Below are 16,956 nucleotides of genomic sequence, written 5' to 3' on the forward strand. Positions count from 1 at the left end.
CGTTTCCGTTAGATTCGTTCAGGTCAGGCGGAAACGATGCTGTCTTCGACCGGCTGGTCACCCAGCGCGGCTGCGATGAGAGCATCCTTTTCCTTGTTATGTTGTGAAAGTAGGCCGGTTGCCGTGGCTGCCGATGGTGGGCGGCCCGCATATTTTGGACGCGGGTTACGAACACCGGCCTGGTTGGCGGTCCATTCGATCTCGTCGCGCATGAAGGTCCAGCCGCCCATATTGCGCGGCTCTTCCTGGCACCACACCATCTCGGCGCCTGGGAAACGCTTCAATTCGGCGATCAGCGACTTGCGCGGCACCGGATAGAATTGCTCGATGCGCAGCAGATAGACATCATCCGTGCCAGCTTCCTCACGCGCTTCGAACAGGTCGTAATAGACCTTGCCCGAACACATGACGACGCGGCGGATCTTGCTGTCCTCAGCCAGTTTCACCTTGCCCTCACGGCCCGGCGTTTCCGCGTCATCCCAGAGGATACGGTGGAAGGAAGACTTCGTGTTGAGGTCATCCAACGTCGAGGTCGCCAGCTTGTGACGCAGAAGCGATTTCGGCGTCATGATGATCAGCGGTTTGCGGAAGTCGCGGTGGATCTGGCGGCGCAGCGCGTGGAAATAGTTGGCTGGCGTCGTCAGGTTCACGACCTGCATATTATCTTCGGCGCACATTTGCAGGAAGCGCTCAAGACGCGCCGAGCTGTGCTCAGGGCCCTGGCCTTCATAGCCATGCGGCAGAAGGCAGACGAGACCGCTCATCCGCAGCCATTTACGCTCTGCCGAGGAAATGAACTGGTCGAAGAAGACCTGCGCCCCGTTGGAGAAGTCACCAAACTGCGCTTCCCAGAGGGTCAGGCAGTTCGGGTCAGCCAGCGAATAACCATACTCATAACCAAGCACCGCCTCTTCAGAGAGAAGCGAGTCGATGACTTCGTAATGGGCAGCGCCATTTCCGAGATTGTTCAGCGGCGTATAGCGCTCGCCGCTCGCCTGATCGACGAAGTGGCTGTGGCGCTGCGAGAAGGTACCCCGGCCCGAGTCCTGACCGGACAGGCGAACCGGGAAACCCTCATCGAGCAGGGTCGCAAAGGCAAGATGCTCTGCCGTCGCCCAGTCGAGGCCCTGACCTGATTCGATCGCCTCACGGCGGCCATCAATCACGCGGCGCAGCGTCTTGTGAATGTCGACATTGTCCGGAACCGTGGTGAGGACCTCCCCAATTTCCTTGAGCTTCTTGACCGCAACACCGGTCTTGCCACGGCGCTCGTCATCCTCAGGCAGGCCGAGACCTGACCATTCACCATCCAGCCAGTCGGCCTTGGTGACTTCGAGCGTCTTGCCGTCATCAAAGGCCTTGTCGAGGAAGTCCTCGAAATCCTTGATCTGTGCGGCGACTTCGTCTGCAGTGACGAGGCCCTCATCAACGAGGCGCGACGCATAGATCTCGCGGGTCGATTCGTGGCCCTTGATCTTGGTGTACATGACCGGCTGGGTGAACATCGGTTCGTCACCCTCATTGTGGCCAAACCGGCGATAGCAGAACATGTCGATGACAACGTCCTTGCCGAATTTCTGGCGGTACTCGGTCGCGACCTTCGCGCAATAGGTGACCGCTTCAGGGTCATCACCGTTCACGTGGAAAATCGGCGCCTGCACCATCAGCGCAACGTCTGACGGGTAAGGCGACGAACGCGAATACATCGGGCTGGTCGTGAAGCCGATTTGGTTGTTCACGATGAAGTGGATCGTGCCGCCCGTGCGATAGCCAGCAAGGCCCGACAGCGCGAAACACTCAGACACAACGCCCTGGCCGGCAAAGGCCGCATCACCGTGCAACAGAAGCGGCAGCTTGTGCGAACGGTCCAGCGTGCCGGTCTCTTCGGCTTCCATCGCCTGCTTGGCGCGGGTCCGGCCAAGAACGACAGGGTTCACCGCCTCAAGGTGAGACGGGTTGGCGTTCATGGTCAGGTGGACTTCATTTCCATCAAAGGCGCGGTCCGAAGACGCGCCGAGGTGGTATTTCACGTCGCCAGACCCAAAGCCTTCAGCGCCCTGCGTTGAGCCGCCCTGGAATTCGTGGAAGATCTTCTCATACGGCTTGCCCATGACGGCAGCCAGCATGTTGAGGCGGCCGCGGTGCGGCATGCCGACAACGATCTCGTTTACACCGAGGGCGCCGCCGCGCTTGATGATCTGCTCCAGCGCCGGAACGGCCGCTTCGCCGCCATCAAGGCCGAAGCGCTTGGTGCCGGGATAACGACGGTGAAGGAAGCGCTCAAAGGTTTCCGCTTCGATCAGCTTGGTCAGGATCGCCTTCTTGCCTTCGGGGGTAAAGGCAACGCCCTTGTCCGGGCCTTCGATACGTTCCTGCAGCCACGACTTCTCCTCAGGATTGGAGATGTGCTGGAACTCGATACCGATCGTCGAACAATAGGTCCGCTTCAGGATGTCGACCATTTCCGGAATGGTCGCGTAATCGAGGCCGAGATAGCCGTCGATATAGATGCGGCGGTCCATGTCCGCGTCCGTGAAGCCGTAATTTGCCGGCTCGAGCTCTGGATGATCGACATCGTTCTCGATCGCCAGCGGGTCGAGGTTCGCCGCGAGGTGACCACGAACCCGGTACGCACGGATCATCATCAGCGCGCGGATCGAATCCTTCACCGCATCGGCGACATCCTCAGCCGTTGCGGCTGGCTTGTCGGACTTGATCTTCTCCTTGAGCTTCGGCTCAAGCAGCGTCCAGTTGCCATCAAAGGCTGCGACCTGTTCGGCGTCCGCCGGTTTGGGCCAGCGATCGCGCTTCCAGCTCGCCCCGTCCGCATTGCGCGTAGACGCTTCTTCCTCGTCGCCGAGCGCGGCAAAGAAGTCGCGCCAGCTTTCGGGCACGGAGTTAGGGTTGCGCGCATACGCAGCCTGCATCTTTTCGATCCAGACTGCGCTGCCGCCATACAAGAACGCGGTTTCCAGCATCGCGCTGTTCTGTGCGCTCCGCTTGCCCGAAATCGGGGAACCGTCATCAGCCATGGTATATACCGTCCTGTTGCTTCACTGGACGGCCCGGCGGGGTCGTTTTATTGGCCTCGTCTGGCCGCCATTCGGACACTTAGTATCCGGGGCTATCCTTTCAAAACCTCTACCATGGTATCGCCGAGACGCGCAGGGCTCGGAGACACCTTGATGCCAGCCGATTCCATGGCTTCGATCTTGGAAGGGGCATCGCCCTTGCCGCCCGAAACGATAGCGCCAGCATGGCCCATCGTGCGGCCCGGAGGCGCCGTGCGGCCAGCGATAAAGCCAACCATTGGCTTCTTGCGGCCCTTCTTGGCTTCGTCCTTGAGGAATTGTGCAGCTTCTTCTTCAGCAGAGCCGCCGATCTCGCCAATCATGATGATCTGCTTGGTCTCGTCGTCTGCGAGGAAAAGCTCCAGCACGTCGATGAAGTTAGTGCCATTGACCGGGTCGCCGCCGATGCCGACAGCCGTCGTCTGGCCAAGGCCAGCATTCGAGGTCTGGAACACCGCTTCATAGGTCAGCGTGCCCGAACGGGAAACGACGCCGACAGAGCCCTTCTTGAAGATCTTGCCCGGCATGATGCCGATCTTGCACTGCTCAGGGGTCAGGACGCCTGGGCAGTTCGGGCCGATGAGGCGCGACTTGGAATTGGCGAGCTTCGCCTTCACGCGCACCATGTCCATGACTGGCACACCTTCGGTGATACAAGTGATGAGTTCGATGCCTGCGTCGATGGCTTCTTCAATCGCAGCAGCTGCGCCGGCTGGCGGCACATAGATCACGGATGCGTTTGCGCCGGTGGCTTCCTTGGCTTCGCCTGCAGTCGCGTAGATCGGCAGTTCGGTGCCATTGTCGGCGGTCCATTTCTGGCCAGCCTTCTTCGGGTGCGTGCCGGCAACCATCTTGGTGCCGTAATATTCGAGCGCCTGGTTGGTGTGGAACGAACCGGTATTGCCGGTCAGGCCCTGCACGATGACTTTGGTATTCGAGTCGATGAGAATGGACATGGATAAGGTCCCTGAAATCTTTGGGTCGCGCCCTCAGGCGCGCGAAAAAACGTTTAAGCTCTAGCCTTTGATCGCTTCGGTGATCTTCTTGGCCGCATCGTCGAGATCGTCGGCAGGGATCACATTGAGACCCGAATTCTTGATGATGGACTTGCCCTCATCGACATTCGTGCCTTCCAGGCGAACGACCAGCGGCACACCAAGGTTGGTTTCCTTGACCGCAGCGATCACGCCTTCAGCGATGACGTCACACTTCATGATGCCGCCAAAGATGTTCACGAGGATGCCCTTCACGTTCGGGTCCTTCATGATGATCTTGAAGGCTGCTGCGACCTTCTCCTTGTTGGCGCCGCCGCCAACGTCACAGAAGTTCGCTGGCTCTTCACCGTAGAGCTTGATGATGTCCATCGTCGCCATGGCGAGGCCTGCACCGTTCACCATGCAGCCAATCGTGCCGTCGAGCGCGATATAGGCGAGGTCCCATTCGGACGCCTCGATTTCCTTCTCGTCTTCCTCGGTCTTGTCGCGGAGTTCCACGATGTCCGGGTGACGGAAAAGCGCGTTGCCGTCGAAAGACACCTTGGCGTCGAGAACGCGCAGGTGGCCGTCTTCCATGACGATCAGCGGGTTGATCTCGAGCATGGACATGTCCTTCTCCGTGAACGCCTTGTAGAGCGTCGGGAAGAGTTTCATGCCGTCTGCGCGTGCGTCGCCTTCAAGCTTCAGCGCGTCGCAAAGCTGCTCGCTATCCTTGTCGGTGACACCGGCGATCGGGTCGATCGGAAGGGTCAGGATCTTTTCTGGCGTGGAGTGCGCGACTTCCTCGATGTCCATGCCGCCTTCAGTCGATGCGACGAAAGCCGGCTTGCCGGTTGCGCGGTCGATCAGGACAGAGAGGTAAAGCTCACGCGAGATGTCTGCGCCGTCTTCAATGTAGAGGCGGTTGACCTGCTTGCCGTCCTTGTTGGTCTGGGCCGTGACAAGGTGGTTGCCGAACATCGCCTTGGCGTGGCTGATCGCTTCTTCCTTGGAGAAAGCAAGGCGAACGCCGCCTTTTTCACCCGCAGCTGATTCCACGAATTTGCCTTTGCCGCGTCCACCTGCGTGGATCTGGCTTTTGACGACCCAGAGCGGTCCAGGCAGCTGGTCGACAGCCTTCTCCACTTCGTCGATCGAAAGCACGGGCGCACCGTTCGCAACGGGCGCACCATAGGACTTCAGCACGGCCTTGGCCTGATATTCGTGAATGTTCATGGGGGAAATAAGCCTCTTTGATATCGTCGGCGGGAGTGGGACGCGAAGCGCGCACCACCGCTCAGAAACTCGTGGCCTTATAACACTGAGAATTTACGGCGCAACCGGATGGGTCCAGAACCCGGACCAAGCCATTCCTACTCGGTTCTCGGGTCGATTTCGCCCGTAGATGCTGTGCTTGGCAGCGTAATCTTCCACGGCTCCTGTGCTTCCTTGGGCACATCCTGCCGCTTTGTGCGCCTGTACATCATTGCCACAGCCAGAATTGCTGAACTAATCGCGGCAAGAAGAAACAGTCCGCCCTCGGTAAATGGCATCCGGAAGGCATAACCAGAGAGCGGCGGCCCGATGACCGACCCTGCCGCCCAGACAAAAAGCAGCCCCGACATGACCCGCGAAATCTGCGCGGTATCAGACCGGTCGATCGCATGTGCGACACCGATGCCATAGAAGGACAGCGACCCGGCGCCCCAGACCGCCAGCGTGATCAGGATCCAGTTCTCCGGCATGCGTGGGAGAAGCCCTAGCACAAGCGCAGCTATGGCTGACACCGCGCCCATGACGGCGATCACCACGCGACGGTCCATATGGTCGGAAATACGGCCCGCCGGCCACTGGCTGATCAGTCCGCCCGTCCAGACGGCTGCCGCAGCGATCGCGGCTGCGCCTGTCGCGCCGCCCGAAACACCCTGCAGCGCCACGCCCGCATAGAGCGGCAGGAGCGCCAGCGTGCCACTATTGATAAGGCCCGCGAGAAACACCGAGATCACCGCCGATGGCGCAATGTCGAACAGGCGCTTGAAGGGCAGCGGTTCGACACTCGGCGCAGGCGGCTCCCCGCGCCTTGTCAGGCAGACCGGCAGCAGCGACAGGCAGAGGAACATCGCGCACCAGAGATATGGCCGGAAATCCACCGGCGCGAGCCCGGCCACAAAGAACGGCCCTGCCATCAGCGCGAATTTGGCAATCAGGTGATAGAAGCCGCTGACACTGCCCCGGTTCTTCACCGAGACGGTCGAGCCAAGCCACGCCTCGATGCTGGAAAACATCCACGCAAAGGCCGCGCCCTGCAGGATACGCACAAATGTCCAGCTCCAGGGGTCGAGCGCCAGCTGCATGACCAGCACGCTCGCGCCGCAGGTCGCCGCCGCCGCCGAAAACACGCGGATATTGCCGAACAGGATGACCGCATTGCTGGCCGTATAGGCCCCGACCATGAAGCCGAGCGCGTAAACGGCTGCAATCGCACCGATAAGGCCCGGGCTGACACCCAGCGTCTCAAGGCCGAGCGGGGTGACCACACTGAGGATACCGCCCCCAAGCTGAAGGAAGGCAGCGGCTGCAATCAGCGCCCAGACATTGCGGTAATCGCTCATGGCAGACCGGGCTCCTTCAGGGCCCCTCTCGGTGTGGCTTGGCGTTCAGCCGGGCTTATTCCACGCCAATGTCACCAAATGCAATGTCGTTTTGGCGCACCGTCTGCCCTTCATTGTCCTTCAGCAGGAAACTCAGGCTGCGACCTTCCCAGTCGATTTCCACGACGCCGTAATTCTCTGGCGGAAACGCTGCGCCGACCTGGCGCTCATCCATCTCATCGCTCTCGGTCGCAAAGGACACGTTGAGCGAGGACGCGGTCAGCTCATTGGCTTCATAGGGCAGCACGCCGGCCTCTTCATAGATGAAGCCGGTATGGCGGTCGCCCGTCAGAAAGACGACACCGCCCGCCTCTGTGCTCTTCACCATGTCGAACAGGCGCTGGCGTTCATCAGGCAGCTTGTCCCAGGATTCCCAGCCATGCACCGTCGGCAGGACCTGAATGGACGACACGATAAAGCGAAGGTCAGCCGGATCCTGCAGACGGTTCTGCAGCCAGGTCCACTGCGCACTGCCCAGCATGTCCTGATAGCTGCCTTCCGGCGCCGGCATGTAACGCTCCTTGCCGGGCGCATTGTACTGGTCTGTCGCCGTCAGGTCAGAGCGGAAGAACCGCGTGTCCAGCATGATGACCTGCACACGCTGGCCTTCCGGCCCGAAGGTACGAGCATAATACGTGCCCGGCCACTGGCCGACATCCTCGTCGCCAAGGCCCCAGAAGGTCTCGTGGATCATCTCGGCATAGTCGCGAAACGGGAAATGCTTGCCGCCATCATTGGCGCCGTAATCATGGTCATCCCAGGCCACCATCATCGGGAACTTGGCCCGCACCGCCTGGAATTCCGCGCTCTCTGCAAGGTCTGCGAAGCTTTCACGCAGCTCGTCGAGCTCCGGCTGGTTATTGGCATAGTCGCGGCCATCACGGTCGCCATAGACATTGTCGCCAATCATCAGGAACAGGTCGGCCTCTTCCCCGGCCAGAGTCGACAGGGTCGGGCTGGCCTTCTCTTCATCATTGCAGGACGCCAGCAGTACACGCGTCAGCGGCTCGCTCAGCGGCAGGGACACGCCTTCCGGCGCCTGCGGCAGGCTCGCCGGATCAATCGTCGCATAATAGCGGTTCAGCGCCTCGACGGCGCTCTCAGGTTCACCCTCAAACAGGTCTGACAGGACGGGAGGTGCGCTTTGTGTCGCGCAAGAGACAAGCCCGAAGGCTCCGATGACAGCCAGAGAGCTGAGACGCATGAGGAGAGACCCTTTCACTATACCTAGACGCCCCGCAGTTATGCAGGGCGTTGCATCATAGATAAAGGGTTACTCGCCCAGATGGCGAAGAAGGATTTTCGTGTCCTCGACAGCGACCCGGTACTCCCGGTTCGCACTGCAGCAGCGTCAGGCCTTATCGCCCAGCCACTTCATGGCAATCGAGGATGTGAGGCCGTGCACCAGGATGGAAATCAGCACGACGAAAGCTGTCAGCGCCCATAGCGTGTCAGCATTGGCGAACTCTGCTTCGCCGAGGGCAAAGGATAGGTAAAAGAACGACCCGATGCCTTTGATGCCGAAGAAACTGATGACGCATTTCTCGCGCCGGGAACACGTCGTCCAGCTCAGCGCCAGATAGGCGAAGACAGGCCTGACCACGAGCACGATCAGCAAGCCTGCCGCAATCAGCGGCCAGGTCAGCGGCTTCAGAATGCCGTCCATGACGGCCCCGCCCAGCAATAGAAGCAGGATCGCCATCAAGGCCCGCTCCAGCTGCGTGGTGAACTCATGCATCTTTCTGTGGTGCTCGTGCTCGCGCTCGAAATCGCGAATGGTCAGGGCACAAACAAAGACGGCGATGAAGCCATAACCATGCGCCAGCTCCGTCACACCATAGACGGCAAGCGTTGCCGCAACCGCCGTCAGCCCCTCGCGTATCCGGGCGAGCTCCAGCTTCTGCGACAGGTGCAGGAAGACATAGGCGACCGCGCGCCCACCCAGATAACCGATGACAAGACCCGCGATGATCCGGTAGAAAACATCATAAGAAAGCCACTCGACAAGGACGGCCTGTCCGCCCCCTGCGGCGCCCGCCAGCGCAATCGCCAGCCAGGTAAAAGGGAATGCCAGCCCGTCATTCATCCCGGCCTCGGCTGTCAGGGCAAATCTGACCCCATTATCATCGCCGCTATTGGGCGGGCCCACCTGAACTTCGGAGGCAAGAACAGGGTCAGTTGGGGCAAGCGCCGCGCCCAGCAGGACGGCCGAAGCGGGACCGAGGCCAAGCCACCAGTACCCAATCGCCGCCAGGGCCGCGATGCTGAGTATCATGGCCACCGACACCAGCATTAACGGGTTCGCCCACCGTTTAATTCCGAACCTGCGATCAATGCTGAGGCCAGTCGTCATCAGCGCGATGATCACCATCAATTCCGTGAGGTGGATCGCATAGGTCTCCTTCGTAAACGGGGACACCCAGGGCAGTTCCGGGAAGATGGCGAACACCGCCATGCCCAGCAGCACATAGACGATCGCGTAGGAAACACCGATTTTCTGGGTGAAATGGTAGACCCAGGAGCAGGACAGACCAACAAAGCCGATAATCGCAATGCTCAGAAAGTACTGGTCCAAAGTCTTCTCTCTCGTCGTTCTGCAACGGGCTGCGTCATCAGGTACTGATGACGATCATATGTGCGTCGCAAGGGCTTCGGGGAAAGCTCGCCGGGCCCGTGTGAACGACGTTATCGCTGTTTTCGTTCAATAAGGCCTGCCGAAAACCAGATCGGGGCCCGGCTTATCGCCGGACCCCGAAAAGTGAGCAGACGTATCGCGCCTAGATTGCGAAGAAGATGTGCCACATCATCCGGCCGGGCAGCAGGGTGAACAGGCCCGCCACAACCATTCCGCCAACGAACATGTTGGTCATCTCCTGACGGTGCTTCTTCACATTGCGCCGTCGAACCGCCGCAATGCCCACCGGAAGGCCGATCAGTGTCCATGCCGACAGGGCGTGGATCGGGCTCCAGAAATTCTGGAACAGAGTCATGATAAAGAAGGATGAGCCTGCCGTTATGGCCATGGAGATTACCCACGCCCACCCAAAAGTCCGGTGCAGGCGAAATCCCTTCGGTGCCGTCATCAGATAGATGCCGATCGCCAGCGTGGTCAGCGCGGCCGCCACATGCACCTGAATGGCGATGCCGGATTCGATCAGCGGCTGCGGATCAAACCGGAAGCGCGGCAGGCGGCCGACATCAAGAAGGGTCAGCGCACTGATGGCGCCGTAAACCGGCACGGCGATGCCGAGCGTCCATGCGGTGCGCGAAAGTTTCGGCAGGCGGGGAAGGCGGCGGGTCTGGGAGGAGACGTCTGTGAGGCTCATTGTCCTGTTTCCTGATCTTGAGGGCAGCGAAAGGCGCGCGGACTAGCGCAGCGCCAGCGTGTGGGCAGTCGTCTCGCCAGCGACGGTGAACTTGGCGGCGCTCCAGCTCGGCGGGCCAAAGCGCACTGGCGCATCATTGGAAAAGCCATAGGGCTCTACCGGAATGCCAAAGTTTCCACGCTTCAGCTCTCCATTGGAATCGACATCGTGGAACAGCTTGATCGCGACCTCGCCTTCAGGAAGTCCGTCCAGCGTCACGACGACCTTTCCCGTCGCGGCGTCAGCGCGCGCGTCGGCGACGGACGCGTCGGTCTTCCAGCCCGTCTCGCTATCAAAGACACCGATCAGGATCTCACCGGAGGCGGTTTCGACGCCGGTAATCGTCAGCTCGACACTCGCGCCCCAGGCGGTTGGGGCGGCAAGGGCGAGGAGGCTGGCAAGGGCTGCATACTTTTTCATGGCTTCGGGTCTCCGTGAGCATTGAGGTGTGTCTGTCGCGGGCCTCGATGTGCCCGGCCTCCAGAACATGCAGAGACCACCGCATCGCCACGAGCGAGTTTCCGTGAGAGGTCTGGAATCCTTCGCGAAATGCGGCCAATGTCATTCACGAAGCGCGAATGAAGAGGGGCTTGCAGCTTGCGTATCGCGATTGACTGGAAGAAACGCGGACGCGAGGCCCTGCTGCTGGCGGGCATCTCGCTCTTCCTTGCATTCGTGCGCCCCTATGGCAGCAACAGCAATGCGCCCTTTCTGCTCAATTTCGGGATCTGGCTCCTGCTGATCCTCTCCGGCTCCATCGTCGGAGAGCTGACTGTGACCGCCTATTACCGTCTCCGGCCCAACGGCCCGGCCTGGCTGATGATCATCATCACCTCGCTCATCACCGCAGCGGGCGTCACCTTCGTGATCTACGCGCTCGCTTTCGTGACGGGCGGATATATCCGCGTCGGAGACGGGCCGATTCTCATCGTCTACTTCTATGTACTGGTGATCGCGACGGCGATGACGCTTGTCGGATACACGGTCAGCCGCGCCTTTGATCTCGCAGGACCGGACTTTGTCCACGCCGCAGATGACAGCGACGCCGTACAGACCTTCCTTCAGCGCCTGCCCGTAAAATTCCACACCGCAGACCTCTGGGCCGTCACCTCAGAAGACCATTACTGCCGCGTGTTCACCTCACTCGGCAGTGACCTCATCCTGATCCGCCTGTCAGATGTCGACCGTGAGCTGGCCGACGCAGATGGCCTGCGCGTCCACCGCTCTTGGTGGGTCGCCCGCAAAGGTGTCGCCCGCACCGAACGCGGCGACGGAAAACTGAAACTGATCCTGCGCTCCGGCGAGGAAGTCCCCGTCTCCCGCTCCTACCAGGCCGCCGTCAAGGACGCCGGCTTCGCGAGCTGAACCGCCGGCGCCACAAAGAAACCCCGGCCTGCCCGCAAACAGTCCCATTCCGGCCCGGCATGGAACCTATTCGCGGTGCAGCATGTTTCTTGAACAATGCGTCCCTACATTCGCGGGGATCGAAACACAGACAATCTGATTGGATCAGCAGGCCGCGCGCCGAAGGAAAAGGACCATGACCCAGGGTTTCTCAAAAGGCCTCTCACTCGCCGCACTCGCGGTCATCGCCGCCCTCACCCTCATCATGGCCTTCGCCCCTGCAGGATCGATCTATCAGGGTTAAACGACCTACCTTTTCCCCTCTCCTCGGGGAGAGGGGTCAGGGGTGAGGGGAAGCTACCTCAAATCCTTTCGATCCCAGTTGCAGTGATGAAGCAGTGATCAAATCTCTGCTTACTCTTAGCCCTGCCGCACCGTCTGTCCCCCTCATCCCCAGCCCCCTCATGGTGAGCGAAGTCGAACCACTCCCCAAGGAGAAGGGAGGCGCGCATCATTAGCGAAGCTTGCCCTCGCGAAGGCGGGGGTCGAAGGACGAGCGCGGGAACGAGGAGCAGCTAACCCAGCTTCCGGATCCCGCCAGCCTCAACCACGCCAGCCCAATCAGCAACCGCCCGCCCCCCGACAACCAGCTCCGGCGCTATCTCCGCCAGAGGCACCAGCACGAACGCCCGCTCCGTGATGCGAGGATGCGGCAGGGTCAGGCGCTCGCTTTCCAGCGCCACGCCGCCCATCCAGAGCACATCAATATCGATCAGGCGCGGCCCCCAGCGCTCCCCCGGTACGCGGCCAAGCGCGACCTCAAGGTCCTTGCAGGCGGAAAGCAGGTCCAGCGGCGCAAGATCTGTCTCGACCAGCGCGCAGGCATTCACGAAATCGGGCTGATCCTCAACGCCCCAGGGCGGGGTCGCATAGAGGCTGGAGCGCGTCGTCACCGACACGTCCACCATCGCGTCCAGCGCACCGATCGCCCGCCCGATCATCCCGGCGCTGTCGCCAAGGTTCGAGCCGAACGCCAAGGCAGACCTAGTCACGCGACAGCTCAATCTCCACGCCCACATGGTCGAGGAAATGCCGGATCGGCGCGTTAGGCTTGCGAATACGCACGCGCACGGTCGAGACCAGCGGAAACGTCTCCATCACGCCGTGCCCGATCCGCTCGGCCAGCGTTTCGATCAGATTGAACGGCCCGCTGGCGGAAATGCTGTGCGCGAGGTCGCAGACTTTCCCATAGTCCACCGCATCCTTCATCGTGTCGGACGGCGCTTCATCGCGCGCGACCAGACATTCAATGTCGGCATAGAATTTCTGCCCCAACCGCTGCTCTTCCGCGATGAGGCCGTGAAAGCCGTGAATGCCGAGATTTTCGACAAAGACCCGTTCAGTGCGCCGCATTTTCTATGGTCTCCCAGAGCTCGATCGCCTGCCGGTGGGCAGCAACATCATGGACGCGCAGCATATGCGCCCCCCGGTGCAGCGAGTCGAGACCAACTGCGACAGACGCTGCATCCCGGTCCGCCGCCACCTCAATTCCAAGCCGCTTGCCGATAAAGGATTTACGCGACACGCCGATCAGCACTGGCAGGCCAAGGCCCACTAAATCACCCACCCGCGCCAGCACCTGAAAGTTCTGGTCATACGTCTTCGCAAAGCCGACACCCGGGTCGAGGATGATATGGTCCCGCGGCAGGCCTTCAGCCTCGCACGCCGCAATCGCACCCTCAAAAAAGGCCAGCATGTCAGCGCCGGCATCCAGCGTCTCATCCTTTACGCCACGATTATAGGTCAGCACATAGGCCGCGCCCGCCTCTGCCGCGGCGCCCACAATCGCCGGGTCCGACATGGCGCTCACATCATTGACGATCACCGCGCCCGCTTCGCACGCCGCCTTCGCGACCCCTGACTTGTAGGTATCGATCGACACCGGCACCCGGCCCGGCCCTGCCAGCGCCTCGACCACGGACACGGTCCGCGCCAGCTCATCGGCCTCGCTCACGGCGTCAGCGCCCGGCCGCGTCGACTCGCCGCCCACATCCAGTATATCAGCGCCTGCCTTCACCATCGCCTCAGCATGGGCAAGTGCCGCGCCTGCCTCATCAAACCTGCCGCCATCAGAGAAACTGTCCGGCGTTACATTGAGGATGCCCATGATCAGCGGGCGCCCCCGCGCCTCGGCCAGCAGGCTATCGCGCAGACGGTCTTTCTCGCCCCGCGAAAGCCTCATGCCTTCGGGCCTCCCGGCATGACGGGCCGGTCGCGAAAGCTACTCATGGACAGCACCCGGTCATACATGACCAGCGCGCCCGCAAGGCTCACATTGATGCAGAACCGCGTGGGGATCTTCACCACATGGTCACAGCGCGCCAGCATCTCCGGCGAGAGGTCGCCCCGCTCACGGCCCAGCACATAGGCCGCCGACTTCGGATGGCGAAATTCCGGCAGCTCGATCGCATCATCGGTGAGCTCAATCCCCACCATCTGACAGCCTTTGGGCAACGCAATGTCGTCCATCGCATCCCACTGATAATAGGGCACGCTCTCGAAGGTCTTCGACGTGTCCGCCTTGTAGGCAACTTTCAGACGGTCCGCCGCGCCGACAGAGAACACAAAGCTCGCCCCGAACGCATTCGCCGTCCGCATCAGCGCGCCAAGATTCATCGGCTTGGAAATGCCCTCGGCCCCAATCGCAAAATAACCGCGCATGAATTTACTCCCAGACCTTCAGCGGCCGCGCAATAAGAAAGCTCGCTCCAAAGACAAGGAACATCGCAAGAAAGGCGAAACCGTCACCGTTGTCGGCACTTCTGAGTTTCCAGAAGACCAAGTGCGCAATCATCAAAGTGGCCAAGTTCCAACCCACGCGCATGAAGTATTGCGCCTTCTGCAGACGCAATGTTTCCTCTGGCCATGCTTCCCTCAGGCGCAAGCCCGCTTCGCTCGGCCCGCCGCGCTGGCCAGGCTTCCGCCGGTTTGTCGCTTGGATGATATGCCGACGCGCATCTTCACTATCCCGGCTCGGATCATCCTCCATGACCTGACCGAAAAAGCTGCTTTCAAGCCGACGGGTTGAGCGGAACCCGTAAACGAACTGGGCCAGGCCGACCGCCACGATCAAAAAGCAGAAGGCATCGACCCAAACCATCAGCCCGCCCCCGCCGTGAACCGCCACGTGACCAGTACCGCAAGGAAAAGCACCGCCGTCACTGCCGTCGCCAGGCGTGCAATCTTGATGTGACGGATCGCCGCCGGATACTCGGTGCGCAGCCAGGTCGCGGCCTCACCGACGGCGTCGCCCGCGTCCAGCTTGTCGGTCCCTGCTACCGCGTGCACGACGGCAAAGCGCGCCGTGCCGTCGACCAGCTCACTGAACTTTGCCTGCGCGGCCCGGCGCAGAACCAGCCCCGCCATCACCCGCATCTGCACCGCCAGCGCAAACAGGAAGGCGACCAGCACACCCGCAATGAAAAAGCCCAGCGTCGCGCCGCTCATGCTCTGCTCACCTCATCGTCGCGACGTCAAAGCGGCCCGCGCTTGTCACGACACCGCGCTTCATCGTCTCGGCGTTGAACACCACTTCGACATGGCCCAGCACGTCGACGCAGATCATGCCGCCATCCCCGCCAAGCAGGGTCAGGTCTTCCAGTGAGCCCTCCGCCGCCTCGCGCAGGCCCTGCTTGCCATAGCGCACGCGAGAGCTGACATCGGCTGCCGCATTGGTGCGCAGGAAATACTCGCCCTGGCCCGTACAGCAGACAGCGACCCGCTCATCTGCCCATAGGCCTGCGCCAATAATCGGCGTATCGCCCACCCGGCCCGGCGTCTTGCCAAGCAGGCCGCCCGTAGATGTCGCCGCCGCAAGCCGCCCATCGGTATCGAGCGCAATCGCGCCGACCGTGCCGTGCGCCAGCTCACCCTTCTTCACGGGCCGCGTCACCGCAGGCTTGTAATAATTCTTCGGGCTGTGGACTTTTTCCAGCTTGTGCTCGCGCGCAATCATCGCCGCGCCCTTGCCGACGATCAGCACGTGCGGCGTCTTTTCCATGACGAGGCGCGCCGCCGTGACCGGTGACTTGTACCCGCGCAGCGACGCCACAGCGCCTGCATTGCGCGAACGCCCGTCCATGATGGCAGCGTCCAGTTCCCACTGGCCGATCGCATTGGGGGAAGAGCCACGCCCGGCAATGTGATGCCCGCACTCTTCCAGTGCGATGACCAGCGAATGCACCACATCCAGCGCCTTGTCGCCGCGCGCCAGGCGCGCTTCGCCCTCGCGCAGCAGTTCGGCCATATGCGTCTCTGCCGCCGCATGGTCACGCTTTCTCAGCGGACCGGCTCCACCATGAAGGGCCAGCGCCCAGCTTTTCGCCATCGTTTCAATGCTCCAGCTACGAGGTGTTTTTTCCTCGCGTCATGCTTCACAGCGCGCGGTGCCATGGATAGGTTCGGCCCGTCAATTACAAGTCCCACAAGACACTGCCAAGTGCTACAGCAAGAGGAATACGCCCATGAAAGCCCTACTCTCCAAGACCGCCGGTGGCCCCGACGCCCTCGTCCTTGAGGATGTGCCATCGCCAGAACCGGGCAAGGGCGAGGTCGTGATCGACGTCAAAGCCGTTGGCGTGAACTATCCAGACGTCCTCATCATCCAGGATATGTACCAGTTCAAGCCAGAGCGCCCCTTCTCTCCGGGCGGTGAGCTTTCGGGCATCGTGAAGGCCGTCGGCGAAGGCGTGACCAAGGTAAAGGTTGGCGACCGCGTCATGGGCTCCATCGGCTGGGGCGGCATGGCCGAAGAAGCCAAGGTCGACGAAGGCCGCGTGCGTCCTTTCCCGGACTCCATGTCCTTTGAAGAGGCCGCCGCCCTCCTGATGACCTACGGCACCTCCTATTACGCGCTGAAAGATCGCGGCAACTGCAAGCCCGGCGAAACCCTGCTCGTTCTCGGCGCCGCTGGCGGTGTCGGCCTCGCTGCCGTCGAACTTGGCGCGGCCATGGGCATGGAAGTCATCGCCGCCGCGTCCAGCCAGGACAAGGTGGACCTCGCCCTTGAAAAAGGCGCAAAGCACGGCCTCGTCTATGACCGCGGCCCCCTCGACAAGGCCCAGCAGAAAGCCCTCTCGGACAAGATCAAGGAACTTGGCGGCGGCGGCGTGGACGTCATCTATGACGGCGTCGGCGGCGACTATGCCGAACCATCGCTGCGCGCCATGAACTGGGACGGCCGCTTCCTCGTCATCGGCTTCCCGGCCGGCATCCCGAAAATGCCGCTCAACCTCACCCTGCTCAAATCCTGCAACATCATCGGCGTCTTCTGGGGCGCCGCTGTCGCCCGCGACCCGAAAGCGAACGAGCAGAACATCAAGGAAATCTTCGAGCTCTACGAGACTGGCAAGATCAAGCCGCACGTCTCCAATACCTACCCCCTCGAAAAAGCCGCCGACGCCATCACCGAACTGATGGAACGCAAGGCCAAGGGCAAAGTCGTCGTGACGATGTAGGCTCTGAGGCCACCCCAAACACAAAAGCCCGGCAG

17 protein-coding genes are annotated in these 16,956 nt (G+C 61.4%); 2 read left to right on the top strand and 15 right to left on the bottom strand.

The window, feature by feature from the left end; genetic code table 11:
• Nucleotides 1-23: 23 nt before the first annotated feature.
• The 8 genes from D1222_RS05930 to D1222_RS05965 form a co-directional block, all read right to left on the bottom strand.
• Nucleotides 24-3,032 carry a 2-oxoglutarate dehydrogenase E1 component gene (locus tag D1222_RS05930; RefSeq protein WP_119453267.1) on the bottom strand — a complete coding sequence of 1,003 codons (3,009 nt, stop codon included), beginning with the start codon at nt 3,030-3,032 and terminating at the stop codon, nt 24-26.
• A 92-nt stretch (nt 3,033-3,124) separates the two neighbouring features.
• On the bottom strand, nt 3,125-4,027 hold the full coding sequence (gene sucD / locus D1222_RS05935; protein WP_119453268.1) for a succinate--CoA ligase subunit alpha: 903 nt from the start codon (nt 4,025-4,027) through the stop codon (nt 3,125-3,127).
• A gap of 60 nt (nt 4,028-4,087) precedes the next feature.
• Nucleotides 4,088-5,281, bottom strand: coding sequence for an ADP-forming succinate--CoA ligase subunit beta (sucC, locus tag D1222_RS05940; protein ID WP_119453269.1), 1,194 nt, complete (start codon nt 5,279-5,281; stop codon nt 4,088-4,090).
• 137 nt (nt 5,282-5,418) lie between these two features.
• The gene (locus D1222_RS05945) at nt 5,419-6,657 is read right to left on the bottom strand and encodes an MFS transporter (protein ID WP_119453270.1); all 1,239 of its coding nucleotides are present in this window, start codon (nt 6,655-6,657) and stop codon (nt 5,419-5,421) included.
• Nucleotides 6,658-6,712: 55 nt separating this feature from the next.
• A complete protein-coding gene (locus tag D1222_RS05950) occupies nt 6,713-7,900 on the bottom strand; it encodes an alkaline phosphatase D family protein (protein ID WP_119453271.1) in 1,188 nt (395 codons plus the stop codon).
• A gap of 147 nt (nt 7,901-8,047) precedes the next feature.
• Nucleotides 8,048-9,271, bottom strand: coding sequence for a cation:proton antiporter (locus D1222_RS05955; protein WP_119453272.1), 1,224 nt, complete (start codon nt 9,269-9,271; stop codon nt 8,048-8,050).
• Between the two features lie 202 nt (nt 9,272-9,473).
• On the bottom strand, nt 9,474-10,022 hold the full coding sequence (locus D1222_RS05960; RefSeq protein ID WP_119453273.1) for a DUF2306 domain-containing protein: 549 nt from the start codon (nt 10,020-10,022) through the stop codon (nt 9,474-9,476).
• 42 nt (nt 10,023-10,064) lie between these two features.
• On the bottom strand, nt 10,065-10,481 hold the full coding sequence (locus D1222_RS05965) for a DUF2141 domain-containing protein (RefSeq protein WP_182481875.1): 417 nt from the start codon (nt 10,479-10,481) through the stop codon (nt 10,065-10,067).
• 177 nt (nt 10,482-10,658) lie between these two features.
• Between D1222_RS05965 and D1222_RS05970 the strand changes: the two genes are divergently transcribed.
• Nucleotides 10,659-11,426, top strand: a complete 768-nt coding sequence (locus tag D1222_RS05970) for a LytTR family DNA-binding domain-containing protein (RefSeq protein WP_119453275.1) — start codon at nt 10,659-10,661, stop codon at nt 11,424-11,426.
• Between the two features lie 554 nt (nt 11,427-11,980).
• Here D1222_RS05970 and folK read toward each other — a convergent pair.
• Genes folK through D1222_RS06005 form a run of 7 tightly spaced genes read right to left on the bottom strand, consistent with a single transcriptional unit; the run spans nt 11,981 to nt 15,792 of the window.
• A complete protein-coding gene (gene folK, locus D1222_RS05975) occupies nt 11,981-12,457 on the bottom strand; it encodes a 2-amino-4-hydroxy-6-hydroxymethyldihydropteridine diphosphokinase (protein ID WP_233348530.1) in 477 nt (158 codons plus the stop codon).
• Nucleotides 12,450-12,818 (bottom strand): dihydroneopterin aldolase, encoded by a 369-nt coding sequence (gene folB, locus D1222_RS05980; RefSeq protein ID WP_119453277.1) that lies wholly within the window; start codon nt 12,816-12,818, stop codon nt 12,450-12,452. Before folB ends, folK begins: the two co-directional genes overlap by 8 nt.
• Complete coding sequence (gene folP / locus D1222_RS05985) at nt 12,805-13,647, bottom strand: dihydropteroate synthase (protein ID WP_119453278.1); 843 nt, start codon at nt 13,645-13,647, stop codon at nt 12,805-12,807. The genes folB and folP overlap by 14 nt, the downstream gene beginning before the upstream one ends.
• On the bottom strand, nt 13,644-14,126 hold the full coding sequence (locus tag D1222_RS05990; RefSeq protein ID WP_119453279.1) for an RNA methyltransferase: 483 nt from the start codon (nt 14,124-14,126) through the stop codon (nt 13,644-13,646). Before D1222_RS05990 ends, folP begins: the two co-directional genes overlap by 4 nt.
• Nucleotides 14,127-14,130: 4 nt before the next feature.
• The gene (locus D1222_RS05995) at nt 14,131-14,565 is read right to left on the bottom strand and encodes a hypothetical protein (protein WP_119453280.1); all 435 of its coding nucleotides are present in this window, start codon (nt 14,563-14,565) and stop codon (nt 14,131-14,133) included.
• A complete protein-coding gene (locus D1222_RS06000; protein ID WP_119453281.1) occupies nt 14,565-14,912 on the bottom strand; it encodes a hypothetical protein in 348 nt (115 codons plus the stop codon). Before D1222_RS06000 ends, D1222_RS05995 begins: the two co-directional genes overlap by 1 nt.
• 7 nt (nt 14,913-14,919) lie before the next feature.
• On the bottom strand, nt 14,920-15,792 hold the full coding sequence (locus tag D1222_RS06005) for an isoaspartyl peptidase/L-asparaginase family protein (RefSeq protein WP_119453282.1): 873 nt from the start codon (nt 15,790-15,792) through the stop codon (nt 14,920-14,922).
• Between the two features lie 136 nt (nt 15,793-15,928).
• Between D1222_RS06005 and D1222_RS06010 the strand changes: the two genes are divergently transcribed.
• Nucleotides 15,929-16,921, top strand: a complete 993-nt coding sequence (locus D1222_RS06010; protein WP_119453283.1) for an NADPH:quinone oxidoreductase family protein — start codon at nt 15,929-15,931, stop codon at nt 16,919-16,921.
• The last annotated feature ends 35 nt before the right edge of the window (nt 16,922-16,956 follow it).

Source organism: Henriciella algicola, from assembly GCF_003576245.1.
Classification (GTDB): Bacteria; Pseudomonadota; Alphaproteobacteria; order Caulobacterales; family Hyphomonadaceae; genus Henriciella; species Henriciella algicola.

Bases quoted from the DNA above. Each gene is read 5' to 3' on its own strand.
- sucD (WP_119453268.1), bottom strand. From the start codon at position 4,027: ATGTCCATTCTCATCGACTCGAATACCAAAGTCATCGTGCAGGGCCTG.
- sucC (WP_119453269.1), bottom strand. From the start codon at position 5,281: ATGAACATTCACGAATATCAGGCCAAGGCCGTGCTGAAGTCCTATGGT.
- D1222_RS05990 (WP_119453279.1), bottom strand. From the start codon at position 14,126: ATGCGCGGTTATTTTGCGATTGGGGCCGAGGGCATTTCCAAGCCGATG.
- D1222_RS05960 (WP_119453273.1), bottom strand. From the start codon at position 10,022: ATGAGCCTCACAGACGTCTCCTCCCAGACCCGCCGCCTTCCCCGCCTG.
- D1222_RS06010 (WP_119453283.1), top strand. From the start codon at position 15,929: ATGAAAGCCCTACTCTCCAAGACCGCCGGTGGCCCCGACGCCCTCGTC.
- D1222_RS05945 (WP_119453270.1), bottom strand. From the start codon at position 6,657: ATGAGCGATTACCGCAATGTCTGGGCGCTGATTGCAGCCGCTGCCTTC.
- D1222_RS05930 (WP_119453267.1), bottom strand. From the start codon at position 3,032: ATGGCTGATGACGGTTCCCCGATTTCGGGCAAGCGGAGCGCACAGAAC.
- D1222_RS06005 (WP_119453282.1), bottom strand. From the start codon at position 15,792: ATGGCGAAAAGCTGGGCGCTGGCCCTTCATGGTGGAGCCGGTCCGCTG.
- folP (WP_119453278.1), bottom strand. From the start codon at position 13,647: ATGAGGCTTTCGCGGGGCGAGAAAGACCGTCTGCGCGATAGCCTGCTG.
- D1222_RS05950 (WP_119453271.1), bottom strand. From the start codon at position 7,900: ATGCGTCTCAGCTCTCTGGCTGTCATCGGAGCCTTCGGGCTTGTCTCT.
- D1222_RS05965 (WP_182481875.1), bottom strand. From the start codon at position 10,481: ATGAAAAAGTATGCAGCCCTTGCCAGCCTCCTCGCCCTTGCCGCCCCA.
- D1222_RS05995 (WP_119453280.1), bottom strand. From the start codon at position 14,565: ATGGTTTGGGTCGATGCCTTCTGCTTTTTGATCGTGGCGGTCGGCCTG.
- D1222_RS06000 (WP_119453281.1), bottom strand. From the start codon at position 14,912: ATGAGCGGCGCGACGCTGGGCTTTTTCATTGCGGGTGTGCTGGTCGCC.
- folB (WP_119453277.1), bottom strand. From the start codon at position 12,818: ATGCGGCGCACTGAACGGGTCTTTGTCGAAAATCTCGGCATTCACGGC.